20 protein-coding genes are annotated in these 25984 nt (G+C 64.8%); 11 read left to right on the forward strand and 9 right to left on the reverse strand.

From position 1 onward, the window contains the following. Positions 1-30: 30 nt before the first annotated feature. The 4 genes from DD559_RS09555 to DD559_RS09570 all read right to left on the reverse strand — a co-directional run bounded on the left by DD559_RS09555 (position 31) and on the right by DD559_RS09570 (position 7422). Positions 31-2289 (reverse strand): hypothetical protein, encoded by a 2259-nt coding sequence (locus DD559_RS09555; RefSeq protein ID WP_116468969.1) that lies wholly within the window; start codon positions 2287-2289, stop codon positions 31-33. 96 nt (positions 2290-2385) lie between these two features. After that, the gene (locus tag DD559_RS09560) at positions 2386-4059 is read right to left on the reverse strand and encodes an O-antigen ligase family protein (protein ID WP_165831067.1); all 1674 of its coding nucleotides are present in this window, start codon (positions 4057-4059) and stop codon (positions 2386-2388) included. A 10-nt stretch (positions 4060-4069) separates the two neighbouring features. After that, positions 4070-5350 (reverse strand): oligosaccharide flippase family protein, encoded by a 1281-nt coding sequence (locus tag DD559_RS09565; protein WP_240610197.1) that lies wholly within the window; start codon positions 5348-5350, stop codon positions 4070-4072. A gap of 86 nt (positions 5351-5436) precedes the next feature. Further along, entirely contained in the window at positions 5437-7422 is a 1986-nt protein-coding gene (locus DD559_RS09570; RefSeq protein WP_240610198.1) for a LamG-like jellyroll fold domain-containing protein, read from the reverse strand. Positions 7423-7667: 245 nt separating this feature from the next. Between DD559_RS09570 and DD559_RS09575 the strand changes: the two genes are divergently transcribed. After that, positions 7668-8615, forward strand: coding sequence for a glycosyltransferase family 2 protein (locus DD559_RS09575; RefSeq protein WP_116470828.1), 948 nt, complete (start codon positions 7668-7670; stop codon positions 8613-8615). 39 nt (positions 8616-8654) lie between these two features. Here the strand turns inward: DD559_RS09575 and DD559_RS09580 are convergent, their stop codons facing one another. Further along, entirely contained in the window at positions 8655-9557 is a 903-nt protein-coding gene (locus DD559_RS09580; RefSeq protein ID WP_116470829.1) for an EpsD family peptidyl-prolyl cis-trans isomerase, read from the reverse strand. Between the two features lie 135 nt (positions 9558-9692). Here DD559_RS09580 and welK point away from each other — a divergent pair, with 135 nt between their 5' ends. Together welK and DD559_RS09590 are read left to right on the forward strand one after the other, a co-directional pair. Continuing rightward, positions 9693-10739, forward strand: coding sequence for a beta-1,4-glucuronosyltransferase WelK (gene welK, locus DD559_RS09585; protein ID WP_116468972.1), 1047 nt, complete (start codon positions 9693-9695; stop codon positions 10737-10739). Continuing rightward, a complete protein-coding gene (locus DD559_RS09590) occupies positions 10736-11602 on the forward strand; it encodes a glycosyltransferase family 2 protein (protein ID WP_240610199.1) in 867 nt (288 codons plus the stop codon). Before welK ends, DD559_RS09590 begins: the two co-directional genes overlap by 4 nt. Before the next feature lie 81 nt (positions 11603-11683). Here DD559_RS09590 and DD559_RS09595 read toward each other — a convergent pair whose 3' ends face one another. Both DD559_RS09595 and DD559_RS09600 read right to left on the reverse strand, forming a co-directional pair. Beyond that, a complete protein-coding gene (locus DD559_RS09595; protein ID WP_240610200.1) occupies positions 11684-12901 on the reverse strand; it encodes an ATP-binding protein in 1218 nt (405 codons plus the stop codon). 262 nt (positions 12902-13163) lie between these two features. Beyond that, positions 13164-13415 (reverse strand): XrtV sorting system accessory protein, encoded by a 252-nt coding sequence (locus tag DD559_RS09600; protein ID WP_116468974.1) that lies wholly within the window; start codon positions 13413-13415, stop codon positions 13164-13166. A 394-nt stretch (positions 13416-13809) separates the two neighbouring features. On the opposite strand from DD559_RS09600, the gene DD559_RS09605 reads away from it, so the two are divergent. Genes DD559_RS09605 through epsI form a run of 6 tightly spaced genes read left to right on the forward strand, consistent with a single transcriptional unit; the run spans position 13810 to position 19564 of the window. Then, positions 13810-14967 (forward strand): porin family protein, encoded by a 1158-nt coding sequence (locus tag DD559_RS09605; protein WP_116468975.1) that lies wholly within the window; start codon positions 13810-13812, stop codon positions 14965-14967. Then, a complete protein-coding gene (locus DD559_RS09610) occupies positions 14967-15884 on the forward strand; it encodes an SLBB domain-containing protein (RefSeq protein ID WP_240610201.1) in 918 nt (305 codons plus the stop codon). Before DD559_RS09605 ends, DD559_RS09610 begins: the two co-directional genes overlap by 1 nt. Positions 15885-15918: 34 nt before the next feature. After that, on the forward strand, positions 15919-17268 hold the full coding sequence (locus DD559_RS09615; RefSeq protein ID WP_116468977.1) for a Wzz/FepE/Etk N-terminal domain-containing protein: 1350 nt from the start codon (positions 15919-15921) through the stop codon (positions 17266-17268). Continuing rightward, the gene (locus tag DD559_RS09620) at positions 17268-17978 is read left to right on the forward strand and encodes a CpsD/CapB family tyrosine-protein kinase (protein WP_116468978.1); all 711 of its coding nucleotides are present in this window, start codon (positions 17268-17270) and stop codon (positions 17976-17978) included. Before DD559_RS09615 ends, DD559_RS09620 begins: the two co-directional genes overlap by 1 nt. A 10-nt stretch (positions 17979-17988) precedes the next feature. Continuing rightward, complete coding sequence (gene xrtV / locus DD559_RS09625; RefSeq protein WP_116470831.1) at positions 17989-18870, forward strand: exosortase V; 882 nt, start codon at positions 17989-17991, stop codon at positions 18868-18870. Next, positions 18854-19564: an exosortase-associated protein EpsI, V-type gene (gene epsI, locus DD559_RS09630; protein WP_116468979.1), complete on the forward strand. Its 711-nt coding sequence runs from the start codon at positions 18854-18856 to the stop codon at positions 19562-19564. Before xrtV ends, epsI begins: the two co-directional genes overlap by 17 nt. A 45-nt stretch (positions 19565-19609) precedes the next feature. Here the strand turns inward: epsI and DD559_RS09635 are convergent, their stop codons facing one another. Beyond that, a complete protein-coding gene (locus DD559_RS09635) occupies positions 19610-21004 on the reverse strand; it encodes an HlyD family type I secretion periplasmic adaptor subunit (protein ID WP_116468980.1) in 1395 nt (464 codons plus the stop codon). Next, a complete protein-coding gene (locus tag DD559_RS09640) occupies positions 21001-23187 on the reverse strand; it encodes a type I secretion system permease/ATPase (protein ID WP_116468981.1) in 2187 nt (728 codons plus the stop codon). The genes DD559_RS09635 and DD559_RS09640 overlap by 4 nt, the downstream gene beginning before the upstream one ends. A gap of 286 nt (positions 23188-23473) precedes the next feature. Here DD559_RS09640 and DD559_RS09645 point away from each other — a divergent pair, with 286 nt between their 5' ends. Continuing rightward, positions 23474-23977 carry an FxDxF family PEP-CTERM protein gene (locus tag DD559_RS09645; RefSeq protein WP_116468982.1) on the forward strand — a complete coding sequence of 168 codons (504 nt, stop codon included), beginning with the start codon at positions 23474-23476 and terminating at the stop codon, positions 23975-23977. Between the two features lie 553 nt (positions 23978-24530). After that, entirely contained in the window at positions 24531-25943 is a 1413-nt protein-coding gene (locus DD559_RS09650; RefSeq protein WP_240610202.1) for an exopolysaccharide biosynthesis polyprenyl glycosylphosphotransferase, read from the forward strand. The last annotated feature ends 41 nt before the right edge of the window (positions 25944-25984 follow it).

Genomic DNA, 25984 nt, shown 5'->3' on the forward strand with positions numbered 1-25984 from the left:
GCGCCGACGCAAGGGCCGGCGCGTCTGGGTTCAGGCAGCGACTGCGCCGACCGGGGCGTTCTCGTCCACCGGGTTGCCGAAGCTGTCGAACGGGATCAGCGGCTTGCGGCCGATCCGCAACTGCCCGCGAAACGGCTGATAGCGTTCATTCGCGTCGAAGCCGGGGCGACCGTCCATCACCCGCGCATCCCGCCCGCGGGGCACACCGCGCAGGAAATGATTGCGCTGCACGCGCAGGCCCCAATCGGGAATCTGCGGCGTGTCGGCATCCATCTTGCTTATCAGGTTGAACAGCTGAACATGGTTGCGATGGCCATGTCCGGGAAATTTGTTACGGAAGGTCAGGCAGTTGGGCTGGCCGATAAAGGTGTTCTGGGTCAGCAGGAAGTTGCGATGACCATCCTGGAACTGCCCCATTTCCCAACCGCTGCCGGTCTTGCGCAGAACCGACAGCGCCATCACGAAGCCGACGATCGACTTCGATCGCTCCACCGCCACGTCGTGTTGATCGGCGCTGAAGGCATCGAGCAATAGCCCCGTCCCCGTAGCCCGATCGAACGATTTGACGACGCGATATTCGCCGGATTGGGGCCCCGCCTGCAGGCGCAGCATATCATCGTCGAGAAGCAAGTTCGGCTTGCCGCTGCCGCTGAGGATCTGGAAGCGCGTGCCATTGGTGCTGATCCGGCTCCCCGGCTCCAGCTTCACCGGCGCCTGCGTCAGGAACAGCTGCGACGTCGGCGAGCTCGCCCGGTAGCGGAAGATCGTGATGTTCCGCAGGCCGCGCTGATCGGGGCGCTGCACGCCCTGTTGCTGGCAGAAATCGGCGTGCCAGACCGCATAGCCGCGCACGCGATCCCCGGCGGCGACCCGCCGGACGATGTCACCGCCCACGACGATTCGGCGCTCGGCAGGCTCGACGGAGAGGACCTGCATTTCCTCCTCCGCCGCCAGCGCGCCGGACAGGAAGCGGATTCGCAGATCGCCCCCTCGCCGTTGTTCGGATAGGTCCGCAGCATCGGCCAGGGTCAGCACGGTGGTGCCATTCGGCCCACGCGCCGCCGACGCGACTTCGAGAAACGGCCGAAGGTGCAAGCGCGTGACGCCCTGCTTGGGCATCGTGACATGATAGCCGTCGACCACGACGTCGTCATAGCCGGGCCCGCCGGCAAAGGAATCCGTCGCCTGATAGGCGGCGACGTTTCGATAGAGACGCGCGCCCTCCGTGGTGAAATTCACGAACAGGCACTCGGCGAGGTAGAATCCACCAAAATTGTACGGCAGGCCGGTCGCCAGGGTATCCTGCTGGGCGGGCGTGCCCTTTGCCAGGTTGTAGCCCATGGCGATGCCGTTTTCGTCGCGATCCCCTTCGGGTCCGCGCGGATCGACCAGGCGGCAGCCCAGAAAGCCGATCGCCCGATCGGCGGGGCCCCACAACAGCATGATCTTGCCCAGATCGACCGTGATCCCGATGAAATGCACGACCCGTGCCTGGATCACCCATCGCGGCTCGGGAAGCCGCCGCGCCGTGCGGGTGATGATCACCTGATCCGCCCGCAATCCTTCGGCAGCCACCACCTCGATCGCCCGGCGATTGTTCATCGTCGGCGTGCGCGAAACGTTCACATCCTCGACATAGCGCCCGGCCTTTTGCAGGATCAGCTTGCCGCCGTCACCGACGCCCTTGCCGCCCAACGCATGATGCAGGGTCCGCCACGGCGCGGTGCGGCTGCCATCGGCATCGTCGCTGCCGTCGGGATCGACGTAACAAACCCGCCGCTGCGCATCCAGCTTGCGATCGACGTTGATCACCAGCGGAATGTCGATGCGTCGTTCCAGGCCGTGCTCGCCGCGCAGGAAGCAATAGAGGATGGCGTCGCCCGCCGTCACCGCGCCTTCGCCGGCGCCGATTTCGACGGAGAAGCCGATCGACCCCTGGGGCACCATCGTACCGTCATACAGCCGGACGGGCGTGGGGTTCACGCTCCATTCGGTGACGGTGACGCTGTTCCCTTCCAGGTAGAAAACCGCTTCCTTGAAATAGTTGATGGCATCGCCGGCGGCTGGCTGGGGCGGCAGGCCGAGGGCGGTGATGCGAATGCCCTCGCCGTGGATCCACTGGCCCGGCACCGCCGAAAACCCGCCGGTAAACCGTTCGTCCGGCACCAGCGTGCCAAGCGGCTGATCGCTCTGGGCCGCAGGCGCGCCGCCGCTGCCGGCGACGCCCGTCCAGCGCGGCCCGGGCTGGAGTACGCCAGGGGCCGCTTTACGCCCGTGATCGGTTGCCATGCTGCTCGGCGCAGAACAGGCCAGCGGAGCCGTCGACAATGCCAGGGCACCGCCGAGGAAAGATCTGCGCGTGCCGTCTGTCATCTCGTGCGAACCCTAATTGTACGCGCCAGCCGATACCATGCCCTGGGCGGCGCCGCGAGATTGCGACGGCACGCTCGTCTCGATCTTCGACCGGTACAACAGCGCAAATCCCAGCCCCAGCAGCATGTAGACGACCTGCTCGTTATCGATCTGCGACAAGACCGACTTGGTCGACAGCAGCACCACGAAGCTCACCGCAAGGGCCAGATGGATCGGATACCGCGGGACCGCCGCCCGCAGGCCCACCATTGCCAGTTGATAGGCCATCAGCAGGATCGCGCCGAAATAGGCGATGAAGCCCAATACGCCATAGTCGGCTGCGGTGGACAGGAAGCCGCTGTCGATCGAAAGGAAACCGTCCGCCGACCGCCAGCCGACCGCACCCGCACCCTCGCCCGGGCCGTAGCCGAACAACGGGCGCTTCGCGATCGCGGGGATGCCAAGCTTCAGCTGCTCGGTTCTGCCGTCGTTGCTCATCTGGGCGCTACCGCCGCCCAGGACGCGATTATGGACCGCCGGCACGAACATGATCATGAGGGCGAGAACGACGGCCAGGGCAGGATAGAGCATCGTCGTCGCGACCCCCACCAGCCCGCCGCGCTCGGTACGCCAGCGACGCAAGGCCCAGAGCAGCAGATAGGCCGCATGCGCCACGATGATCCCGACGATGCTGAGCCGCGCGCCGCTGAAATATCCGGAAACCATGAACAGCACGTCGAGCGCCAGGCACAGCAGGATCGCCTTGAGCGATCGGGCATTGGCGAGGAAATGCAGGGCGAACGGCGCCGCCAGCGCAATGAACTCCCCCCAGGAAAGCGGCGTCGAAAACACCGTCACCACGCGGTAATGGTCGCGATATTGCGGAATGAAGACCTTGGCGATGCGGTCGTCATTGACCTTGAGGAAGCTCGGGATGTGATCCGCCCACAGGATATGTTCGGCGCGGAACTCGAAAACGCCGATCGTAAGCAGCACAAACGCGCATAGCATGAAGGTGCGCAGCCACCAGACCAGCGGGCGCTGTTCCTTCCCGAGAATCCACAGCGTCGCGAAGAAGAAAGGTGTGATGGTGATGCTGATATTGATGAACCGCCCGATGGTCGACGCCGGAGACGTCGACGCGATCGACGCAATCGCCTGGATCGCCAGGAACGCCAGCATGAAGCGGGCCAGCAGCGGCGACGCCCGGAAAATGTCCGAGATGTCCTTGCGGAAATCGCGGGACATCGAATAGCAGATCAGCAGAAGCAGCGACGTCGTCACGCCGAACAGGCGCCGGAACGAGATCCAGGGCAACCCACCCACCGCCACCGACAGATAGTTCGGCCACAGGATGTCCAGGATCATGAACAGCAGGTAGCTGCGGATCAGAAGGTCCGTCGGCACGCGCTTCGCTTCCGGAAGCGCCCAGATCACCAACAGCGCCAGCACCGCCAGCGGCGCCGCAGCCGGTATCAGCAACTGCGCGGGCAGGATGGCAACCAGCAGGCCATAGACCATCGCGAGGAACATCACGCCGAGCAGCAAGCCGCCGCGGCGGCCGATCATCGCCAGCCCGGATCGTTCCGGGACATAAAGTGGAAGCACCGGCCGCGCGGGACGAAGCACATAGCCGCGCAACCGCCGCAACGCACCGGCGATGCCGCCAGCGCCGCCCCGACCCCTTGCCTTTGCCGTCACCGCCATAGCCAGTCCCTCAGATGATCGGTATCCCGATAAGCCGCACCGCGGCCATCGAGGCAAAACGCAGGAAGATGAAGGGCACGACGCTCGCGATCGCCGCCCCCAGCGCACCATAGGGGGGAATGAGCAGCAGCGCGAGCGCCGCCGCAAGCGCGACGGTGATCACGCTCAGCACCGCCACGAGCCGTTCGCGATTGGCCATCAGCAGCACGCCGCCGCTCGACGCGCAAATCAGGCTGAGCACCTGGCCGAGCACCATCACCTGCATCGCGATCGCCCCCGCGGCGAATTGCTTGCCGAACAGGTTCATGATCCAGTGCGGCGCGATCAGCACCGCTGCCACGATAGGCGACGAGGCAAGCAGTAGCGCAAGCAGGGTCAGCCGCAGGATGCGCGCGATACGCTTAACGTCCCCCTGCTGATAGCTGGCCGCGAAAACCGGCTGCAAAATCGTTTCCGACGTGCTCGATAAGAGCTTGAGCGACGATGCGATCTGATAGCCGACACGAAACAGGCCTGCCTCCGCAGGACCATGGGTCGCCGCGAGCACCACGGTCGCGAACCAATCGATGAAGAAGTTGTTCGCGTTGGAGAAAAGGATCATCAGGCCAGGCCGCACCATGGGCCGATCGAGCGGCTCCGACGCCTTCCAACCGCGGATCGCGCGTCGCAGCAACAGGCTGGCGACGAGCATCGTGACGACCCAGCCGGTCAAGTACAGGATCGAGGGGAGCAGCGGATTCCTGGTCATGCCCAGCAGGATGGCGCCGCCCAGCATCACCGCGCCGATCAGCGTCCCCAACGGACCATCGACCATCTGCGATTCGCCGATCCGGCCCACCCCGCGCAGCGTGGTCGACGCGAGACGGCAATAGGCACTTACCGGCACCAGGACCGCCATCAACATCAGATCGGGGCCCAAGGTGGCACTGCTGAAAATGCCGATCGCGATCTGGTGATGGAAAAGCAGGACCCCCAGCATGATCGCCACACCCATGCCCAGCGCGATCCGAATCGCGTGGTGCATTGCAGCACGGGCAACGCCGGTACGATCCTGCGCGATCGATACCGCGACGGTGCGGACAAGAATGGTATCAAGGCCGATCAGCGCGATGATGGTCGCCATCTGCGCCGACGTCAGCGCCGTTCCGAACGCCCCCACACCGACGGGACCGAAGGAGCGCGCTACCAGCCAGGTGAACAGAAAGCTGGTCACCGCGCCGAAGCCCTTGACCCCGAAGCCGACAACCATCTGGCCCCGCAGTCCGCGCAGGTGCAACTTGCTAGTCTTCACGATGGATGCTTGCCCCCAAGGAGAACTGCCGGTGCCTTATGGCAGCCAATCCCCAGGGGCAAGCCTGTGCAAATGCCTCGTTTCGGTCAGGCGTGATACATTTCAAGACGGTGTGCGTTGCTACCCATTACCATGCTGCGCTGCGACAGCCCGATCGCATCCATATTGCCGGCGACGCTGATATTCGTGGCAACCGCCACCTTGGAACCGAGCGCGCTCGCCGCGGTCGCTCCGCTGGCGAGCGTGGACGCGAGCGTTGCCGTCCCCATCGCGGTAACGCTCTTGGCCGCATTGGTCCCGCCAGACGTGAGCAGCGCCGCCGCGCTGGATGCAGCCCCCTTGGTCAACGAGTATTTGACCGCGTCCGCCGGCGGCACGGTCGCGTTGGCGCCACCACCAAGCGTCAAAATCTCCGATGCGCTCAACGCGCCCTCGCGAACCTGAATGCCGCCGATGCCGCCGCTGAAGGCAGCACCGAAGACATTCCCGATGGTGAGTCCCCAAAATTCGGATCCGCGCGTGCTTCCCGAAACGGCAATGCTGCCCCGCGCCACGCCATCCACATACATGACGGCAGTGCCCTTCATGCTGTCATAGGTCAGCGCGACCTTGTGGGTGGCAGTGTCGAGCAGATTGGCGCCGCTGGTGACGAGCGAGAAGTTCTGGCCGGCGGCATTGGTCATGGTGAAGGCGAGTTCGCCATTGGCGCGAAGCGCGATTGCCCAGCTCTGATGGATGCCCATGACCTGGCCAACCGGCGCAGTCACCGAATCGCGCTTGAGATCGAAATTCACCGTGAAGGCCGGGAGATTGTACAACTGCCTCGAATAATCGCGGAGCAGCTCGAAGCTGCTGCCCGTCTTCACCTTGAAGAAGCCATCGCTGACCGACGCCCCACTGACCGGCGATTTCGTTTCATCCGAGCTCCACCGCGACTGATCGACCATGCCGTTCGCGTTGAAGTTCATGTTGAGAAGCAGATTGGTGTTCGAAGGCTTCTGCAGGGTCAGCAGTTCCTTCGCCACTAGCGATGCAGCAACGCTGCCCGCGGGCGGTTGATAGCCGACGCCGGCGACGAGCAGATTGGCCAAAGCGGCGTTCGACACCGCATTGATGTCGTACAGCTTCCGCAAGGTTACGGAATCATTGGCAAGTACGGCATTGTTGACCTGCGTGATATTCTTCGACGTCGCATCGATGACGATCGAATCCGCAACGTTGTTCGACACGACGGCGCCATCGGTCTTGTCGAGACGGATCCAAAGCGGCGTCGCATCCATCTTCGAGATGATCGTGTTGGAATCGATGTTCACATTACGACCGTTCACGACATTGATGCCGTGAAAAAATCCATTCACATAGACAAGGTTATTCTTGATGTTGACGTTCGTGTAGGGAAGGTTTCCGTTCTCATCATTCATGAAGATGCCCTGGCTGGCACCGCCCTTCCCCTGCATGATGAGATTGTTCGAGATCGTGATGTTGGAATTGCCCTTGGGCTGGCCATTGGTCAGAAACTGGATCGAATCCGGGTGCTCGCTGCCGACGGGATAGAGATCGGTGAAGATGTTGCTGTCGATCACGAGATTGTTCATCGAGGCGAAATTGGTGTGATCCCGCCGATTATCGTGGAAATTGTTATCCTTGATCACCATGCCATCGACGTTATTGCCGGACAGGCCAACGGAATAATGGTCGATCGAGGAATTCTTGATCGTAAAGTTGCTGCTATCCCGAACGTTCAGACCAAAGCCCATCGACTTCGTCACGTCGCCGGTCCCGCCGCTGAGCACGACGTTGTCCAGCGTGACGTTCTTCGTATTGACGATGCGGTTGGCGATCATCCAATCCTGCTCGGGCTTGAAATCCTGCCGGACATCCAGGTTCTTGACGACGACGTTGCTGCTGCTTGCGATCAGCAGCGATTGCACCACCGCCTTGTTGCCAATATCGAGCGACTGGATCGTAACCGCCGAGGTAAAGGACTTCAGGTTGACGGTGATTGACGTGTAGGCACCGGCGGCCAGCTTGATCGTTTCCCCGCCCCTCGCCGCCTTCAGCGCCGCGTCCAATTCGCTCTGGTTCTTTACGATGATGTCCGGCATGGTAAGCACCCTTTACTGGTCGACCCCTGTCGACGCATGACCCCGTCGTAGCCAACTCTAGCGCCGGGCCCGTGAAACGGCTTTAAAGGAACAGGGTTAAGCTCCTGTTTTACAAGCCGTTGGGGATCACCACATCCGCATATGTCCCTAGCCGGGATAGAGGTGGCATCGCAGGCTCGACGCCGCAGTGCGGCAAAGCTATGAGCAGGGCCATGAAACCGCCTTCGTCGCCCGAGGTCAGCGTGCTGGTAGTGGCCTACCACTCCGCACCGTTCATCGCCCAGTGCATCCGCGGCATCGCCGAAGGCGCTCGCGAAACCCCGTATGAGGTGCTGCTCATCGACAATGGCGGCGGCGACACGGAAGCGCTGGTCGCGACCGATTTCCCCGAGGTGCGCATCGTGCCGAGCGAAGGAAATATCGGTTTCGGAGCGGGCAACAACCGCCTGGCGGCCCATGCCCGGGCGCCGCGCCTGCTGCTGGTCAATCCCGATGCGATTCCGCAGCCCGGCGCGATCGACAAGCTGGTCGCCTTCTCAAAAGCCCATCCCCAGGCCGGCGCCTGGGGCGGCCGTTCCTATTCCCCCGACGGGACGCTGGATCACGCCAACTTCCTGGCGCTTCCCACGGTCCGCGACTTCGTCGTGTCGATCGTCGATACCAGCCCGATGCGGCGGGGCGGCCTGCCGGCAGAGGCGACCGAGCCGGGACCGGTGGAAGTGCTGAATGGCGGCTTCATGATGGTCCGCGCCGATGCCTGGCAGGAACTCGGCGGCTTCGACGAAGGGTTCTTCCTCTATTCGGAGGAGATCGACCTGTTTCAGCGCCTCCATGCCCGCGGCTATCCGGTGCTGGTGGATCCCGCCGTATCCGTGGTCCACGATACCGGCGGCGGCCAGTCGCTGTCACCGACCCGCCTGATGTATCTGATCACCGGGCGGATGCACTATGCACGCAAGCATTTCAGCGCGGTCGGCGCGCTGATCACCGGCTGGTCACTATGGCTGACCGCCGCCAAATATGTCGTGATCGGCGGGCTTCTTGCCCGGCTGCGCCCTGGCCGGGCGGCGCATTACCGCGCCCTGATCGGCGGCTGGGGCCCGGTGTTCCGGGAACGCGCGCGCTGGTGGCGCGGCTATCTGGATCGTCCCCGCGGCTGAGGGACGCGCGCCACGCCGGCCCGCGCCCCTGCCATTGCCTTACTGCGAGGAATTGCCGGCGGGCGCCGCCCTTTCGGCCGGTGCGGCAGCCGGCGCGCTGGCTTGTGCGGGTGCGCTGTACCCGGGCTGATATTTCACGGTCTCGCGCGCTTTCTTGATACGATCGTTCAGCTGCGCATCCGCGGCCTTGGAGAAGCGGTCCGCCCGCAAGGCGTTCACCGCCGCTTCGCGCGCCTGCGGCCCGGTCAGCGGCTGCACGGTGGTGCTGGTGATGACGTTCGCGGTCAGCCCCTGCTGCGTCGGCAGAATGAACATCTCCGCGGCCGGCAACCCGGCGATCTTCGCCGCGATCTCCGGGGGAAGTTCGGCCGAATCGATCTGGGTATTCGTCCGGCGGAACTGAATCGCATCGGCGCCCAGCTTGGCAGCCAGCTGATCCAGCGTCTTCAGCGGGGCGAATTCGCGCAGCTTCTCGTTCGAGGAGGGCGGGGCGAACAGGATCTGTTCGACGGCATAGACCTTGCGCTGCGCGAATCGATCGGGGTGCGCCGCCTGATACTGGGCGATATCCGCATCGGTGGGCTGGGTCACGCCGCTTGCGATCTTGTCGCGCAGCATCGTCGCCAGGATCAGTTCGTTCGCGCGGCGCTGCTGGATGAGGTAGGCGGGAGTCTTGTCCAACTTCTCGTCGCGCGCGATCTTTGCGAGAATCTTGCGTTCGATGACGCGCTGCAACGCGAGCTGCTCCAGCACCTTGCGATCGGCGCCGGCGGGTGCGGGGGCGGACTGAAGTTCGGCATTCAGTTCGAAAACCGTCACCTCCTCGCCGTCGACGGTGGCAACAACCTGGCCCTTATCAAGCTGATCGCCGCCTTTCTGGCCACAGCCTGAAACCGCGAGCGCAGCCGCAGCCGCCGCCGTCACCAGGAACAATTTCTTCATGAAAACCTCCCGGCCGCGCACGGAATTGCGCACGGCACAAACTTCTACTTGAACCTATTCGGGCGGCCGGGCATCCGCAATAGCGTTGGTTAGACGAATGTTTCCCACCGGGAGACGCGCGACACGGGGGACAGCATGGCGGAAGTGAGTGGCGCAGAACGCGACGGCGGCACACGGCTGAAAATGTGCCTGGCGGCCTCCGGCGGCGGCCATCTGCGGCAGATTCTCGACCTCGAATCGGTTTGGAAGGAGCATGACTATTTCTTCGTGACCGAGGACACCGCCCTGGGCCGCAGCCTGGCGGAGAAGCACCCCGTCGAGCTGGTCGAACATTATGCGCTGGGCCAGGCCAAGCTCGGCCATCCGCTGCACATGCTGCGCGGCGCCTGGCACAACCTGCGGCAAAGCCTGGCGATCATCCGCCGGCACAAGCCCGATGTGGTGATTTCCACCGGCGCCGGGGCCGTGTTCTTCACCTCGCTGCTGGCCAAGCTGCACGGCGCGAAGTTCGTCCATATCGAAAGCTTTGCCCGGTTCGACCATCCTTCCGCCTTCGGAAAGATGGTGAAGCGCTTCGCCACGGTTACGATCGTGCAGTCGCCGGCATTGAAGCAGCACTGGCCGGATGCCGAGCTGTTCGATCCCTTCCGGATGATCGACGCCCCCCGTCCGCCGAAACAGCCGCTGACCTTCGCCACCGTCGGCGCGACGCTGCCCTTCCCGCGGCTGGTTCAGGCGGTGCTCGACCTGAAGCGCGCGGGCGGACTGCCGGGGCGGCTGATCCTGCAATATGGCGACCAGGCGCTCGCCGACCCCGGCCTGCCCGATGTCGAAATCCGCCCGACCATTCCCTTCGACGATCTCCAGCTGCTGCTGCGCGACGCCGATGTGGTGATCTGCCATGGCGGCACCGGCTCGCTGATCACGGCGCTGCGCGCGGGGTGCCGCGTCGTCGCCTTCCCGCGGCGGCACGACCTGTCCGAACATTACGACGATCACCAGGAAGAAATCTCGCAGACCTTCGCCGATCGCGGCTTGCTGCAGGTGGTGCGCGACGAGCGGCAACTCGGCGCCGCCGTCGACGCCGCCAAGGCGCAGGAGCCGCGCATGGCCACCACCGACCACACCGCGCTCGCCGCCCGGCTGCGCGAACTGCTTGCCCAATGGGGAGCGAAACGATGAGCGCACCACGCATCTCGGTCGTCATTCCGCATTACAACGATCCAGCGGGGCTCAAGGCCTGTCTCGATTCGATCGATCGGCAGACGATCGCGCGCGATACCTTCGAGATCATCGTCGGGGACAATAATTCGCCCTGCGGCCTGGCGGCCGTCGAGGCCGCCGTGGCAGGCCGGGCGAAGATTGTGACGGTGGAGGAGAAAGGCGCCGGCCCCGCCCGAAACGGCGCAGCGAAGCACGCCACGGGCGAGATCCTCGCCTTCATCGACAGCGATTGCGTCGCCGAGCCGGGCTGGCTCGCGGCCGGGGCGGAGCAGGTCGCACCCGGCCGCTTCCTGGGCGGGCGGATGTTCGTACTGCGCCCGGAAGGCCCGCTTACCGGCAGCGCAGCCCTCGAACTGGCGCTGGCCTTCAACAACGAGGCCTATGTTCGCAAATCCCGCTTCACCGTCACCGCCAACCTGTTCGTGATGCGCGCGGATTTCGAGCGGGTCGGCGGCTTCCGCGTCGGGGTTTCGGAAGACGTGGAATGGTGCCACCGCGCGCTGGCGACGGGCCTGACGATCGATTATGCCGCCGACGCTGCCGTCGGCCACCCGCCGCGCCCCGACTGGGCCGCACTGCTCGTGAAAACGCGCCGCATCCAGCGCGAACTGTTCCTGTTCAATATCGAACGGCGCCACGGCCGCGCCCGATGGATCGCCCGATCGGTGCTTCAGCCGGCGCTGATTCCGGGCGACGCGGCCAAGATCCTGCGCACGCCCGGCCTGGAAGGCGCCCGGCTGCGCGCGATCGCCACGCTGGCCCGGCTCCGCTTCTGGCGCGGCGGCGCGGGCGTACTGCAATCGCTGGGGTTCCGCATCTAGAGCGAGAGACGGTATGCCACCTCGCTCCAGCAGTCCCGGCCAGGGACGCGCGGGACCGCGCATCCCTGGCAGTATGCGCGATCAGCGTGCGGCGAGATCGGCTTCCAGCGTGGGGCTGTCGAGCCTGACGCGGCCGAGCATCAGCCACAGATAGACCGGCAGGTTATCGTCGGTGAAGCGGAAGCGACGCTCGTCTTCCACCACTTCGGTTTCGAGTTGCAGCTTCCCGCCCAGCTCGGCGAGTTCGCGCTCGATCTGCTGCGCGGTGATCGTCGAATCCGGCAGCAATTCGACGACGCTGCGTCCACCGAACCAGCCGTCGGTGGAGCGCGAGGCTTCGGCAAGCGCGGCAACCAGCGGATCGTAGCGGCCGTCCACCAGCTTGCGCAGCTCGGCCACGGTCCGGGGCGCCATCCGCCCCTCCACCTCGGCGATGGCGAGGTCTACTGCGCTGCGCAGATGCCCCATGTCCACCGTGAGGCGGCCGTGATCCAGCGCCTCCTGCGCGGCATGATGGCACAGCAGGCGCGCCAGATAGGGCGAGCCGAGCGACAACAGGTGCAGCACGCGCGTCAGATTCGGATCGAACCGGACGCCCGACGCGCCTTCCCCGAGCGCGACCATCTCCTGGATTTCCGATTCCTCCAGCCGCGGCATCGGCAGGCCGATCACATTGCGCCGGATCGAAGGCACATAGCCGATCAGTTCCTGCAGGTTCGAAGCGACGCCGGCGATCACGAGATGCACGCGGGCCGCACGATCGGACAGGTTCTTGATGAGTTCGGCGACCTGCTGACGAAATTCCTGGCTCGTCACCCGATCATATTCGTCGAGAACGATCAGCACGCGCGTACCGACGATTTCCGAACAGAGCGCGGCCAGTTCGCTCGCCCCAAAGGCCCCCGCCGGCAGCCGATCGGCCAACTTACTGCCACGTTCGGCTTCGTCGGCATTCGGTGCCACGCCGCGATGGAACAGCAACGGCACGTCCGCGAGCGCGCTGCGGAACAGCTCGGAAAAATCGGCGTTCGCGCCACACGTCGTATAGCTGACGATATAGCTCGAATCTCGGGCGACGTCCGCGAGCACGTGCAGCAGCGACGTCTTGCCGATACCCCGCTCGCCATAGAGCACCACATGGCTGCGCTGGCCCTCGATCGCCGAAATGAGGCGGCTGAGCACCCCCAGGCGCCCCGCGAAACTCGAGCGATCGGTTACCGGCTGGGTCGGCGTGAAATAGCTTGCGAGCGCGAAGCGTGCCCGGCTGATCTCGCGCCGCTCGCTGCCGGCGCCGTCCAACGGACGATCCAGGGCGGAGGCACGAAAATTCGGGAAATCGGCCCGTGCCCGCGGGCCCCGGGTCTCACGGCTCGCAACATAGCCGGATGCCGGAAACTGCCCATCCTCGTCCTGGTTCTCCCGGCGGGAGAACGGCCACAGAAATCTCAGTGCGGAACCTACAGCCACTCAACAACCCCTTCGAAACCTGAAGCCATCCGCAAGGCGGACGATTGGATACGCCGGCAGGCGCGTCCCGTCCCCCCTCCGGCTTCCACCGCGATCAGCGCCGCTTGAAAAACTCATACGGCTTAATCACCAACGCAACATAGGCGAAAATCAGCGCAATGGTGAGGATCGCGAAGACATGATACTCCTCATTGCCGAGATAGTTCGCAACCGCACAACCCACGGCCGGCGGCAGATAACTGATCATCGAATCCCGAACCGTTGAATCCGCCTGCGACCGTTGCAGAAAAATGACGATCAGGCCGGCAAAAATCGCGATGGTCACCCAATCATAGGGCGTCTGCATGGATATCCTTTCCGTGCTGCATAGACTCCGTCCTGGATCACGGCGCCGCTGTGGCTGCACTAGCAGCGGGTTGTGCTTCTCGCTAGATACCTGTCAGAGCGATAAAGTACGGTTAAGAACGCGCTTTACCGCCATGCATTCATTACGCACCCGGCCTATTTTCTCGCTCTTGAATGCCCCGGGACGACACAGATTCAGTGAAATTCGGCCAAAGCCGCCCGGCCTTTCGGTTGCGTGTGCGAAGGACGGTTGATAATGAGCTAACCACCCTGGGGGAACATGCGTGCCTGTAAGTAAACACCAGAATTTCAGGGCTGCCCCGGTCGGCGGCTCTCTGAACGGATTTGGCGCGGTGGCGGTTCTTCTCGCGTCTGCGACATGCGCGGTGCCGGCAATGGCCCAAACGGCGGGCGGCGCGGCGGCCGGCCAGGGCCGCCAGATTCGAGTGATGGCCATGGCGCGCGTGCAATATGACGACAATGTCGTCCTTAACAATCCCAGCCTGGCGGCCGGGCAGCCCAAGGGCGACGTGAGCACGGCTCCCTCGCTGGACGTCAACGTCTTTCTTCCGCGCGCCACCGGCGATTTCTATCTGCGCGGAAATGTCGGCTACAATTTCTATCGCCGCTATACCCGGCTGAACCGGGAGTCGATCGACCTCACCGGCGGCGGCGACCAGCGGCTCGCCTCCTGCATCGGCCATGCCGAAATCGGCTATAGCCGCCGCCTCAGCGATCTCGGCAACCTGCTCGCACAGGATGTTGCGGCGAGTGTGAACAACACCGAAGAGCGCCGCAACTACACGGCCGATATCGGCTGCGGCGGACAGATCGGCCTGCGCCCTTCGATCGGCGTCAGCCGGAGCGAAGTGCGCAACAGCACTACGCTGCGCAAGTTCGCCGATTCCAACACCAACAGCGTTACCGGGCAGCTGGGGCTGGCCTCGCCGGCGATCGGCACCGTTTCGATCTTCGGCCGCTATTCGGACAGCAGCTATATCAACCGCGCGACGCCCAACGGCGTGGGGCAGGACGGCCTGAAATCCTATGCGGCCGGCGTTCAGCTGGAACGCACGGTGGGGACCCGGCTCGATTTCCGCGGATCGGTCAACTACACCAAGGTGGATCCGAAACTTGCCGGCACGCCGGGCTTTTCCGGCATAGGCTTCGATCTCGCGACGACCTACAGGGGCGATCTGTTCAACATCGTCATCGGGGCGAGCCGCAGCGCCGTGCCATCGCAGCTTCTTTTCGTCAGCTATAATCTGGAGACGACCGCGCGCGCCACGGTGACGCGCCGCCTGTCGGAACGGACGCAGGTACAGTTCGGCGCAAGCTTTCTGCGCCGCGAGTTCGCCTCCTCCCCGCTGTTCCCGGACGCGCCGCCGAGCGGCAAGGACGAAAATCTGACCTTCAACGCCGGCCTCCGCTACGAAGCGAGCCGCCGACTGCGCTTTTCGCTCGATGGCACTTATATGAAGCGCACGTCGAATATTCAGCTGTTCGGGTTCGATGCGAAGCGTATCAGCCTGACCACTTCCCTATCGCTTTGATGAGGGCATTTCTCATGCACGACCCACGCCGTTTCCTGATCGCAACCGCCATGGCTGCGGTGGCCGGGCTTTCGAGCCATGCGACTGCGCAGATCCCCAACCGCACGCTGCCGGCGCCGGCCGCGGCGCGTCCGCCGGTCGCAGCGCCGGCGGCACCGACCATGCCGATCGGTCAGGCGACCGAAACCGCACCGGCCGCACCCGCGGGCGTCGGCGCTCCGGCCGGCTATCGCATCGGCGTTGACGATGTGATCGAAGCCGACGTGCTGGGCCAGGCCGACTTCAAGACGCGCGCGCGTGTCCGCGCCGACGGCACCATCACCCTGCCCTATCTGGGTGCCGTTCCGGTGCAGGGTGAAACCGCCGTGTCGCTTGCCGACAAGCTGGCGGCGCGGCTCCGCGCCGGCGGCTATTATGCAAAGCCGATCGTCAATGTCGAAATCGTAACCTTCGTCAGCAACTATGTGACGGTGCTGGGCGAAGTGAATTCGGCGGGACTGCAACCGATCGACCGCGCCTATCGCGTGTCGGAGATCATCGCCCGCGCGGGCGGCCTGCGGGCGACCGGTGCGGAAACCGTCGTCCTCACGCGTGCGGACGGCACCAGCGTCAAGCTGGATTACACCAAATTGGCACAGGGCGGCCCGGATCAGGATCCGGAGGTCAAGGCAGGCGACAAGGTGTTCGTGCCGGAAGCCGAAAAATTCTACATTTATGGCCAGGTCAATGCACCGGGCGTATATGCGATTCGTTCGGAAATGACGTTGCGGCGCGCGCTCGCGCAGGGAGGCGGGCTGACGCCGTCGGGTTCCAGCAAGCGCGTGAAGATCAGCCGCAACGGCCAGGAGATCAAGTTGAAGATGGACGATCCGATCAAGCCGGGTGATGTCGTCGTCGTTGGCGAACGACTGTTCTGATCTTGGCACAGCTTCCAGCTTACGAGGAAAATCGGTGAACATAGTCCAATTCTTTCGAATCCTTTGGGCGCGACGTTGGATTATCCTGCCGGCGTTCCTCATCTGCGTGGTCACGGCGACGCTGGTCGTCCAGTTCCTGCCGTCGCGCTACCGCGCGACGACCCGGATCGTGCTCGACACCTTCAAGCCCGATCCGGTGACGGGCCAGGTGATGAGCTCGCAGTTCATGCGCGCCTATGTGCAGACGCAGGTGGAGCTGATCGAGGACTATGCGACCGCGGGTCGCGTGGTCGACGAGCTCGGCTGGGCAAGCGATCCCGCCAATATCGCCGCGTTCAACGATTCCTCGTCGGCGGCAACCGGCGACATCCGTCGCTGGCTGGCCAAGCAGATCGTCTCCAATACCAACGCCAACGTGATCGAAGGCAGCAACATCCTCGAGATTTCCTATTCGGATAGCTCGCCGGAACGTGCCGAACAGATCGCCAACATGATCCGCCAGGCGTTCCTGACCCAGGCGCTGGCCGCCAAGCGCCAGGCCGCCGCCAAGTCGGCGGAATGGTATACGCAGCAGGCCCAGGCAGCGCGCAACGCGCTGATCGCCGCCGCGGATGCCCGCACCGCCTTCGCGAAGAAGGCCGGCATCGTCCTGACCGAAACCGGCAGCGATCTCGACACCCAGAAGCTGGAACAGCTGCAGGGGCAGAGCGCCGCCGCCAGCACGGCAGCCGCCCCGGTGGCGGCCGCCGGCATCGGCCCGGCACAGATGCAGCTTGCCCAGATCGATCAGCAGATCCAGCAGGCGGCGACCAGCCTGGGGCCGAACCACCCGACCTTCCAGGCCCTTCAGCGCCAGCGCGAGGTCTATGCCCGTGCCGCCGCGCAGGAGCGGGCGCAGGCAAGCGCCGCCAACACCAGCAATCGCGGCGCCGCCGAAAGCGCGGCCAATGCGCAGCGTGCGCGCGTGCTGGGCAACCGGCAGGACGTCGACCGGCTGATGGAGCTGCAGCGCGACGTGACGCTGAAGCAGGACCAGTATATGAAGGCGGCACAGCGCGTTGCCGATCTTCGCCTGGAGGCCAGCAGCAACGAAACCGGCATGACGACGCTCAGCGAAGCTTCGGCACCCGAATTTCCCTATTATCCGAAGGTACCGCTGATCATCGGCGGTGCCGCCGGCTTCGGGCTGGGGCTGGGCGTGCTGATCGCGTTGCTGGTCGAGCTTCTGGGCCGCCGCGTCCGCAGCGCGGACGATCTGGAAGTTGCCGTCGAAGCGCCGGTGTTCGGCGTGGTGCAGAGCCGCACCAACCTCGCCAGCCGCCTGCGCCGTAGCCAGCAAACAACCGGCCAATCCCACGAGTTTCAGGGAGCTGCAGTAGAGTAATGGACGCGATCACTACGCCCCAGCCGCAGCCGGAAGGCGATCGCCCGAGCGGCGCCCTGGTTACGCCGGACACGTCGGGCATCCCTGAATATCAGCTGGTCCTCTCCGACCCGACCGGCATCGAAGCCGAAGCGATTCGCGCATTGCGTACCCGCATCGTCAGCCAGCATCTGCGCGAGGGCCGCCGCGCGCTCGCGATCTGCGCCGCCTCTGCGGGCACCGGTTGCAGCTTCGTCGCGGTGAACCTTGCCACGGCGCTGGCGCAGATCGGCATCAGGACCGCGCTGGTCGATGCCAATCTGCGCGAACCCGCGATCGGCGAAGCCTTCGGCCTGACCGCCGACAAGCCGGGCCTGGCCGATTACCTGATCTCGGGTGAGGTTTCGCTCGACGCGATCCTGCATCGCACCGGCATGGAGAACCTGTCGGTCGTCCCCGCGGGGCATGTCGAACACAGCCCGCAGGAGCTGCTGTCTTCCGAACAGTTCCGCGAACTGGCGACGCAGTTGCTACGCGAGTTCGACATCACGATCTTCGACACCACCGCATCGAACAGCTGTGCGGACGGCCAGCGCGTTGCCAACGTTGCGGGCTATGCCCTGATCGTCGCGCGCAGGGACGCAAGCTATATGCGGGACGTGACGACGCTCACGCGCACGCTGCGTTCGGATCGCACCAACGTCGTCGGCTGCGTTCTGAACGGATATTGATTTGGACAGCATGACCGCGTCCGCGCTGGAGCGGGAGCACGCCAAGCGCGGCCACGGCTTCTGGTTGGCCGTGGCCGGCCTGCTGGCCCTGGCCATCCCCACCTTCATCACGCTCGGCCGCCAAGTGTGGAGCGCGGATGGCGGAGTGCACGGCCCGATCGTTCTGGCGACCGGCGTCTGGATGCTGGCCCGCCAGCGCGAGACGATCGAACGGCTGCGCCGGCCCGGCAATCTGCTGCTGGGCACGCTGCTGCTGCTCCTGTCGCTGGCAGTCTATGTCGCCGGGCGCGTCTTCGATTTCGTCAGCATCGAGACCGCCGGCCTGGTCGCGACCGTGATCACGACGGGCTATCTCTATTTCGGCGGTGCCGTGCTGCGGGCCGCCTGGTTCCCCGTGCTGTGGCTGGCGTTCCTGATCCCGCCGCCGGGCTGGGTGGTGGATCGCGTCACCGCGCCGCTCAAGGAATTCGTTTCCTATGCGTCGACCGGTTTCCTCTCCTGGCTCGATTATCCGATCCTGCGCCAGGGGGTGACGCTGTTCATCGGCCCGTACCAGCTGCTGGTGGAAGATGCCTGTTCGGGGCTCCGTTCGCTTTCCAGCCTCGTGGTGGTCACGCTTCTGTACATCTACATCAAGAACAAGCCGTCCTGGGGCTATGCGCTGTTCATCGCGATGCTGGTGATCCCGGTGGCGGTGGCAACCAACATCCTGCGCATCGTGATGCTGGTGCTGATCACCTATCATCTTGGCGACGCGGCCGCGCAGAGCTTCCTGCACGTTACCACCGGCATGGTGATGTTCGTGGTGGCACTGCTCTCCATCTTCGCGATCGACTGGGCCGTCGAACGCATCCTCCTTTTCGCCCGGAGGCGGCATGTTCAACCGGCGTGACCTACTGATCGGCGCGGGCTGCTTCGCGGCGGCCGGCGCTTCGCTGGGCCTCAAACCGCACAAGCGGATGGACCTGCTCGGCAATGCCAAGCTCGACGCGCTGCTGCCGCACGCCTTCGGGCCGTGGCGCGCCGAGGATACCGGCGCCCTGATCGCGCCCCCGCGCGAAGGCAGCCTGGAAGACAAGCTCTACAACCAGACCGTCAGCCGCGTCTTCTCGCGGCAGGACGGTGCGGTGGTGATGATGCTGATCGCCTATGGCAACGCCCAGACCGATCTTCTCCAGTTGCACCGTCCCGAAGTCTGCTATCCCTTCTTCGGCTTCACCGTCGAACGCAGCGCACCGCAGACGATCCCGGTGGCGCCGGGCGTCGCCGTGCCGGGCCGGGCACTCACCGCATCGAGCTTCAACCGGACCGAACAGATCCTCTACTGGACCCGCGTCGGCGACTATCTGCCGCAGGACGGCAACCAGCAGCTGTTCGCGCGCCTGAAAAGCCAGATCGCAGGGTGGATCGTCGACGGCGTGCTGGTGCGCATCTCGAGCGTGACCGACAATCCGGCGGAAGGCCTTGCCATCAACCTGGATTTCGCCCGCCAGCTGATCGCCACGCTGCCCGACGCGGCGCTGCCGTCCCTGCTCGGGACCAGCTTCGCCAAGGCATTCGAAGCGCAGCATCCGCCGCGCAGCTGAACGCGCGGGTGGCCGGGGAGCGCAGCCTGCTCCCCGGCCCCGGTCTCAGCGTTCGTGCAACGCGTCGCCGCCGGTTTCGAGCACCGGCCCGACGATATAGCTGAGCAGCGTCCGCGTGCCGGTGACGATATCGGCAGAGGCGATCATGCCGGGGCGCAACGGCACCTGCGCACCATTCGCGACGATGTAGCCACGATCGAGTGCGACCCTTGCCTTGTACACCGGCGGCTGCCCGTCCTTCACCGCCACCGCCTCCGGGCTGATGCTGACGACGGTGCCGGCAATCGTGCCGTACCGAGAATAGGGAAACGCCTGAAGCTTGACCTTCACCGGCATCCCGGTGCGGACGAATCCGATATCGCCGTTGCCGATCATCATCTCCGCCTCCAGCCGGGCATTGTCCGGCACCAGCGTCAGCAGCGGCTTGGCACCTTCCACCACGCCGCCTTCGGTATGCAGCTGCAGTTGCGACACGGTGCCGCTGACCGGCGCGCGCAATTCGCGGAACGAACTGCGCAGCGTCGCCTTCGCCACTTCCTCGCCCCTGGCGCGCGCTTCTTCCTGCGCCTTCACCAGATCCTGCAGGACCTGCGCCCGCGCCTCCTCGCGCGTCCTGACCGACCCGCTGACGGCACTGCGCGACTGCTGGCCATACCGCGCGACGGTCGCCCGCGCCGCGAGCAGATCCTGACGCTCCGCGATCAGCTGACGCCGCATCTCCACGACCCGTAGCCGCGAGACATAGCCCTTGGCAGCCATCGCCTCATTGGCGGCAACCTGTTGTTCGAGCAGCGGCAGCGACTGTTCCAGCTTGCGCACCTGCGCCTGCGCCTCGGCCGAGGCGGAGGCGGCGGCACCGCTATCCGATCGTCCCGCGGCGAGCATCGCTTCGATCTGGCCAAGCCGCGCGCGCGCCAGGGCGCGATGCGTCTCCGCCTCGGCCGCCCCCGCCGCCGCCGGCGCGACGAAGCGGAATCCCTTGCCGTCCAGCGCATCGACGATCGCCTGGTTGCGCGCGACATCCAGCTGGGCGCTGACCAGCCCCACCCGCGCCTGCGCCGCTTCCGCGCCCGAAATCGTCGGGTCCAGCGTCACCAGCACCTGGCCCTTGCGCACCTTCTGCCCCTCGCCCACCAGGATCCGGCGGACGATCCCGCTTTCGGGCGACTGGATGATCTTCGTCTCGCCGGTCGGCGCGATCCGCCCCTCGGCCGGCGCAACCACATCGACACGCCCAAAGGCGAGCCAGGCGCCGGTGACGATCAACCCCGCCAGCATCACCCGCGCCGTGATCCGCGCCGTGGGCGATACCGGCCGTTCGATGATCTCCAGTGCAGCAGGGAGAAACGCCGTATCATAGTCGGACGTGCGGGCGGGGACGATCGCCCCCTTCATCCGCGCCAGCGCGCCACCCCGGCGCATGGGTACCAACGCGTTCATGCGGCAAGCTCCCCAAGGCCGCTCTGGCGGCGATACAGATCGGCATAGCGCCCGCCCTGGCGCAGCAATTCTTCATGCCGGCCGCTTTCGACGATCCGCCCCTGTTCCAGCGTGATGATGCGATCGCAGGCGCGTACCGCCGACAGGCGATGGGCGATGATGACCAGCGTACGCCCCGCCGAAATCGCCCGCAGATTGTTCTGGATCAGTTCCTCGCTTTCCGCATCGAGCGCCGAGGTCGCTTCGTCGAACACCAGGATACGCGGATTGCCGATCAGCGCGCGGGCGATGGCGATGCGCTGGCGCTGGCCGCCCGACAGGTTGGCGCCGCGTTCGACGATTTCCGTATCGTAGCCGCGCGGCTGGCGAAGGATGAAATCATGCGCGCCGGCTAGCGTGGCGGCCGCAACCACCTGTTCGAACGGCATCGCGGGATTGGACAGTGCGATATTCTCGCGGATCGTACGGCTGAACAGCAGGTTCTCCTGCAGCACGACGCCGATCTGGCGGCGCAGCCAGGCAGGATCGAGTTGCGCTACATCCACCTCGTCCACCAGTACGCGCCCCTGATCGGGCATGTTCAGCCGTTGCAGCAGCTTGGCCAGCGTCGACTTGCCCGATCCGGACGATCCGACGATGCCGAGCGAGCTTCCGGCCGGAATCTCCAGCGTGATGTCGCGCACCACCGGCGGCTGCCCCTCGCCATAGCCGAAGGTGACGTTCTCGAACCGGATCGCGCCGCGCAGCATGGGCAGCGTGGCGGCCGATTCGGGGCGTGGTTCCACCGGATGGTTGAGCACGTCGCCCAACCGCTCGATCGCGATCCGCACCTGTTGGAAATCCTGCCACAGCTGGGCCATGCGGACCACCGGCGTGGCGACGCGCTGGGCGAACATGTTGAAGGCGACCAGCGCGCCCACCGTCATCGAACCGGCAATCACCGCCTTGGCGCCGAAGAACAGGATCGCGGCGAAGCTAAGCTTCGAAATCAATTCGATCGCCTGGCTGCCGCTATTGGCGGTATTGACCAGCCGCTGCGACGCGGCGGTATAGGAAGCGAGCTGGCGCTCCCACTGGTTCTGCCAGTGCGGCTCCACTGCCGTTGCCTTGATCGTGTGGATGCCGGATACGCTCTCCACCAGCAGCGCATTGCTGGCGGAGCTCTTTTCGAACTTGTCGTTCACACGCGCCCGCAAGGGGCCGGCCACGACGAAGGAAACCGCCGCATAGGCGACCAGCGACACCAGCACGATGCCGAACAGCATCGGCGAATAGAACAGCATCGCCGCCAGGAAGACGATCGTAAACAGCGGGTCGATCATCACCGTCAGCGAAGCGTTGGTGAGGAATTCGCGAATCGTCTCCAACTGCCGTACCCGCGTGACGGTGTCGCCGACGCGACGCCGCTCGAAATAGCCGAGCGGCAGCGCGAGCAGATGGTGGAACAGGCGCGCACCGAGTTCGACATCGATCTTCTGCGCGGTTTCGGTGAACAGGCGCGTGCGGATCCAGCCCAGCGCAACCTCCCAGATCGAAACCGCGAGGAAGGCGAAGGCCAGCACGCTGAGCGTGCTCATGCTGTTATGGATCAGCACCTTGTCGATCACGCCCTGAAACAACAACGGCGCCGCCAGCCCCAGCAGGTTCAACGCCAGCGTGATCGCCAGCACCTCCAGGAACAGCGCGCGATAGCGATGGATCTGCCGCGTGAACCAGCCGAACCCGAATCGCAGCGGCTGCGGCGCGACCGCACGCGTGGTGAGCAGCAGCAACGTGCCGGACCAGATGGCATCGAGGCCCTGGCGATCCAGCTGCTCGGCGGCCTGGCCGGGGCGCTGCACGATCACGCCATGCTCGGTGAGCCCGCAGATGACGAACCAGCCTTCCGGGCCGCAGGCGGCCGCCGGCAGCGGATGCCGTGCCAGCCCGCCGCGAGGCACGTCGACCAGCTTCGCGCGCACGCCACGCTGCCGCTTCGCGAGCAGGATCAGGTCGTCCGCGGTGGGCGCGTCCGGGTGGCCAAGCATATGCCGCAGTTGCTCAGAAGTTACCGCTACATCATGTGCCGCGAGCAATAGCGAGAGCGCCCGCAGCCCCGATTCACGACGTTCGACCTCGCGATCCGCCGCGGCATGGGCGGCGAACGCACTTTGCAGGCGTGCCTGCATCTCCTCGCGTTTCATTCTGGGACACCGCCTCTACTGGCCTGGATGACGCGGCCGATACTGAACGCAAATGGTAAACACTCGTTTAATCCATTGTTTTTTCTTCGTTACGTGCGGTGACGCGGCCGTAACAAATCGGCCGGTTTCGGCCGGGCGCGCCATTGCCTCGTCTAACCTTTGTTGGCTGTGGTTTTACTTGGCGTCGCGGGGGAACTCGGTTGAAGTTTATACGCTGTTAACGTAGTGCAGCGCAGCGCAGGCTATGCAAGCGGCCTGCACTTTATCTACTTTTCGGGAGGCTTTCATGGTCAACTTCAAGCGGGCAATCGCCGCTGCCGCCCTTGCGGGCGCGACCCTTGGTTTCGCTGGTTCGGCAAGCGCCACCACCTATGTCTGCGACGCGGTTTCGAGCCCCTGCTCGTTCGACCAGGGCACCGGCGGCTTCTCGAACGTCAAGGTTGCCGCGAACAGCGCCAAGAGCGACCTGTTCAAGATCGCGGTGACGACGCCCGGCCAGCTTATCCTGACCTTCACGTCGGCGAACCTGACGTTCGGCAGCTTCTCCTTCGCCGGCACCAACTTCACGCCGGTGAGCGGCAACAAGTATTTCTTCAACATCGCCACCGCGGGCAGCTACGACCTGGTGACCAACCTCACCAACAGCGGTTCGGTCGTTTCGTCCTACAGCGGCACGATCGATCTGGCCGCCGTTCCGGAACCGGCTGCCTGGGGCATGCTGATCGGCGGCTTCGCGATGGGCGGCATCGCGCTGCGTCGCCGTCGCGCAACGACGCTGGCCATCGCCTGATCGCAGCGCGATCCCGGCTTATGGCTTTACAGAGAGGCGCTCCTGACGGGGCGCCTCTTCTTGTGAGGACACCCCTTCAGAGCGTTAGACTGGACTTAACCCTTTAAGATCATACAGAACCGCCGGCACGATCCCGAGCAAGATGGACCCGAGGCGGAATTGCTGCATTGCAGCATAATGGGATGGAACGAAGAGAGGATCGCGCTTGGCGGGCCGTTTCGCACGAAGGGCAAAGGCGTTGCATCAACGAGGCGGAGTTGATCGTGCGCCGTCGTTTGCGCTAAGTCTTGGCGATGGACAGCGTCCATTGGCGGCCGCTGCCTCCGAAATCCTTCTATGGGTTAGGGGTATTGCGTGTCCGGCGCGTTGGCTTGCCGGCCAGTCTGCGGCAACAACCAATTGGGGCGAATGCTTGAACCCTTCTCGTCTCATAAATGGACCCGCTCGGCGAACGAGGTGCTTCCGCCCCGAATTATGTCTCGTTATAGTGCAGTGCAGCAGGCCGAATCGCCCGCTGTCAGCGTGCTAAACCGTGAGGGAGCCCGGCGAGGCAATGAACGCTTTCGAAGCGCAGCGAGCTTTTGAGGAACAGCTGCGGGCACACGCCCGCGCCGAACAGCGCCCTGCGCCGATGCTGCGCAGGTCTGCCGTTCGACTGCTGCTCTATACCGAGCTTTTGCTGCTGGACAGCATTGCCATTCTTTTTGGCTTCTATCTTGCCGCCTGTATGCGCGACAGCAACTGGCTGTCGCTGGCGGGCGTGAATGTCGGCGTGTTTCTGCTGCCGATCACGCTCGGCACGGCCATCGCCAGCGGCACCTATTCGCTTCCCGCGCTGCGGCATCCGGTCAGCGGCGTGAAGAACATCTTCTCCGCCTTCTTCTTTTCAGTCTTCATCGTGCTGCTCGGCAGCTTCGTGCTGACGGCCGAGCTACCGCTTTCGCGTCTTCAGCTGGGTGTCGGCGTCATTCTCGCGCTCATGCTGATCATGGCGGGACGCCTGGGATTCCGCGGCCATGTCCGCCGCCTGACCGGCGGCAAGCTGCTGGACGAACTGGTAATCGTCGACGGCGTGCCGATGGACGTGACGAATGGTGCGGTATCGCTCGATGCGCGCATCCTGAACCTGACGCCCGATCCGCATAATCCGCAGATGCTCCATCGGCTGGGATCGATGGTCGCCGGGTTCGATCGGGTCGTCGTTGCGTGCGCCCCCGAACAGCGCGCCGTCTGGGCGTTGCTCCTCAAGGGCATGAACGTGAAGGGCGAGATTCTCGTGCCGCAGTTCAACGCGCTCGGGGCGATCGGCGTCGATGCATATGACGGGCAGGACACGCTGATCGTGTCGCAAGGGCCGCTGAGCATGCCGAATCGCGCCAAGAAGCGGGCGCTCGATCTGGCGATCACTCTGCCCGTGCTGATCGCGCTTGCGCCGCTGATGATCATGGTCGCGATCGCGATCAAGCTGGAGAGCCCGGGCCCGGTGCTGTTCGCGCAGGATCGCGTCGGCCGCGGCAACCGGCTGTTCAAGATACTGAAGTTCCGCTCGATGCGGCAAACGCTGTGCGATGCGAACGGCAATGTTTCCGCGAGCCGCGACGACGACCGTATCACGCGGGTCGGCCGCTTCATTCGCAAGACCAGCATCGACGAATTGCCCCAGTTGCTGAACGTACTGCGCGGCGACATGAGCGTGGTCGGCCCGCGGCCGCACGCCCTGGGTTCGCGCGCAGCGAACCATTATTTCTGGGAAATCGACGAGCGCTACTGGCACCGCCACACGCTGAAGCCGGGCATGACCGGGCTGGCGCAGGTGCGCGGCTTCCGCGGCGCGACCGATCGCCGCGTCGACCTCACCAACCGCCTCCAGGCGGATATGGAGTATATCGACGGCTGGGACATCTGGCGCGACGTGACCATCCTGTTCAAGACACTGCGGGTGATCGTCCACTCCAACGCCTTCTGATCGCCGTCGCCTCCGCGCGCCCGAAAGCGACGGCGGATTGA

It is taken from the genome of Sphingomonas pokkalii (assembly GCF_003096275.1).
GTDB lineage: Bacteria > Pseudomonadota > Alphaproteobacteria > Sphingomonadales > Sphingomonadaceae > Sphingomonas > Sphingomonas pokkalii.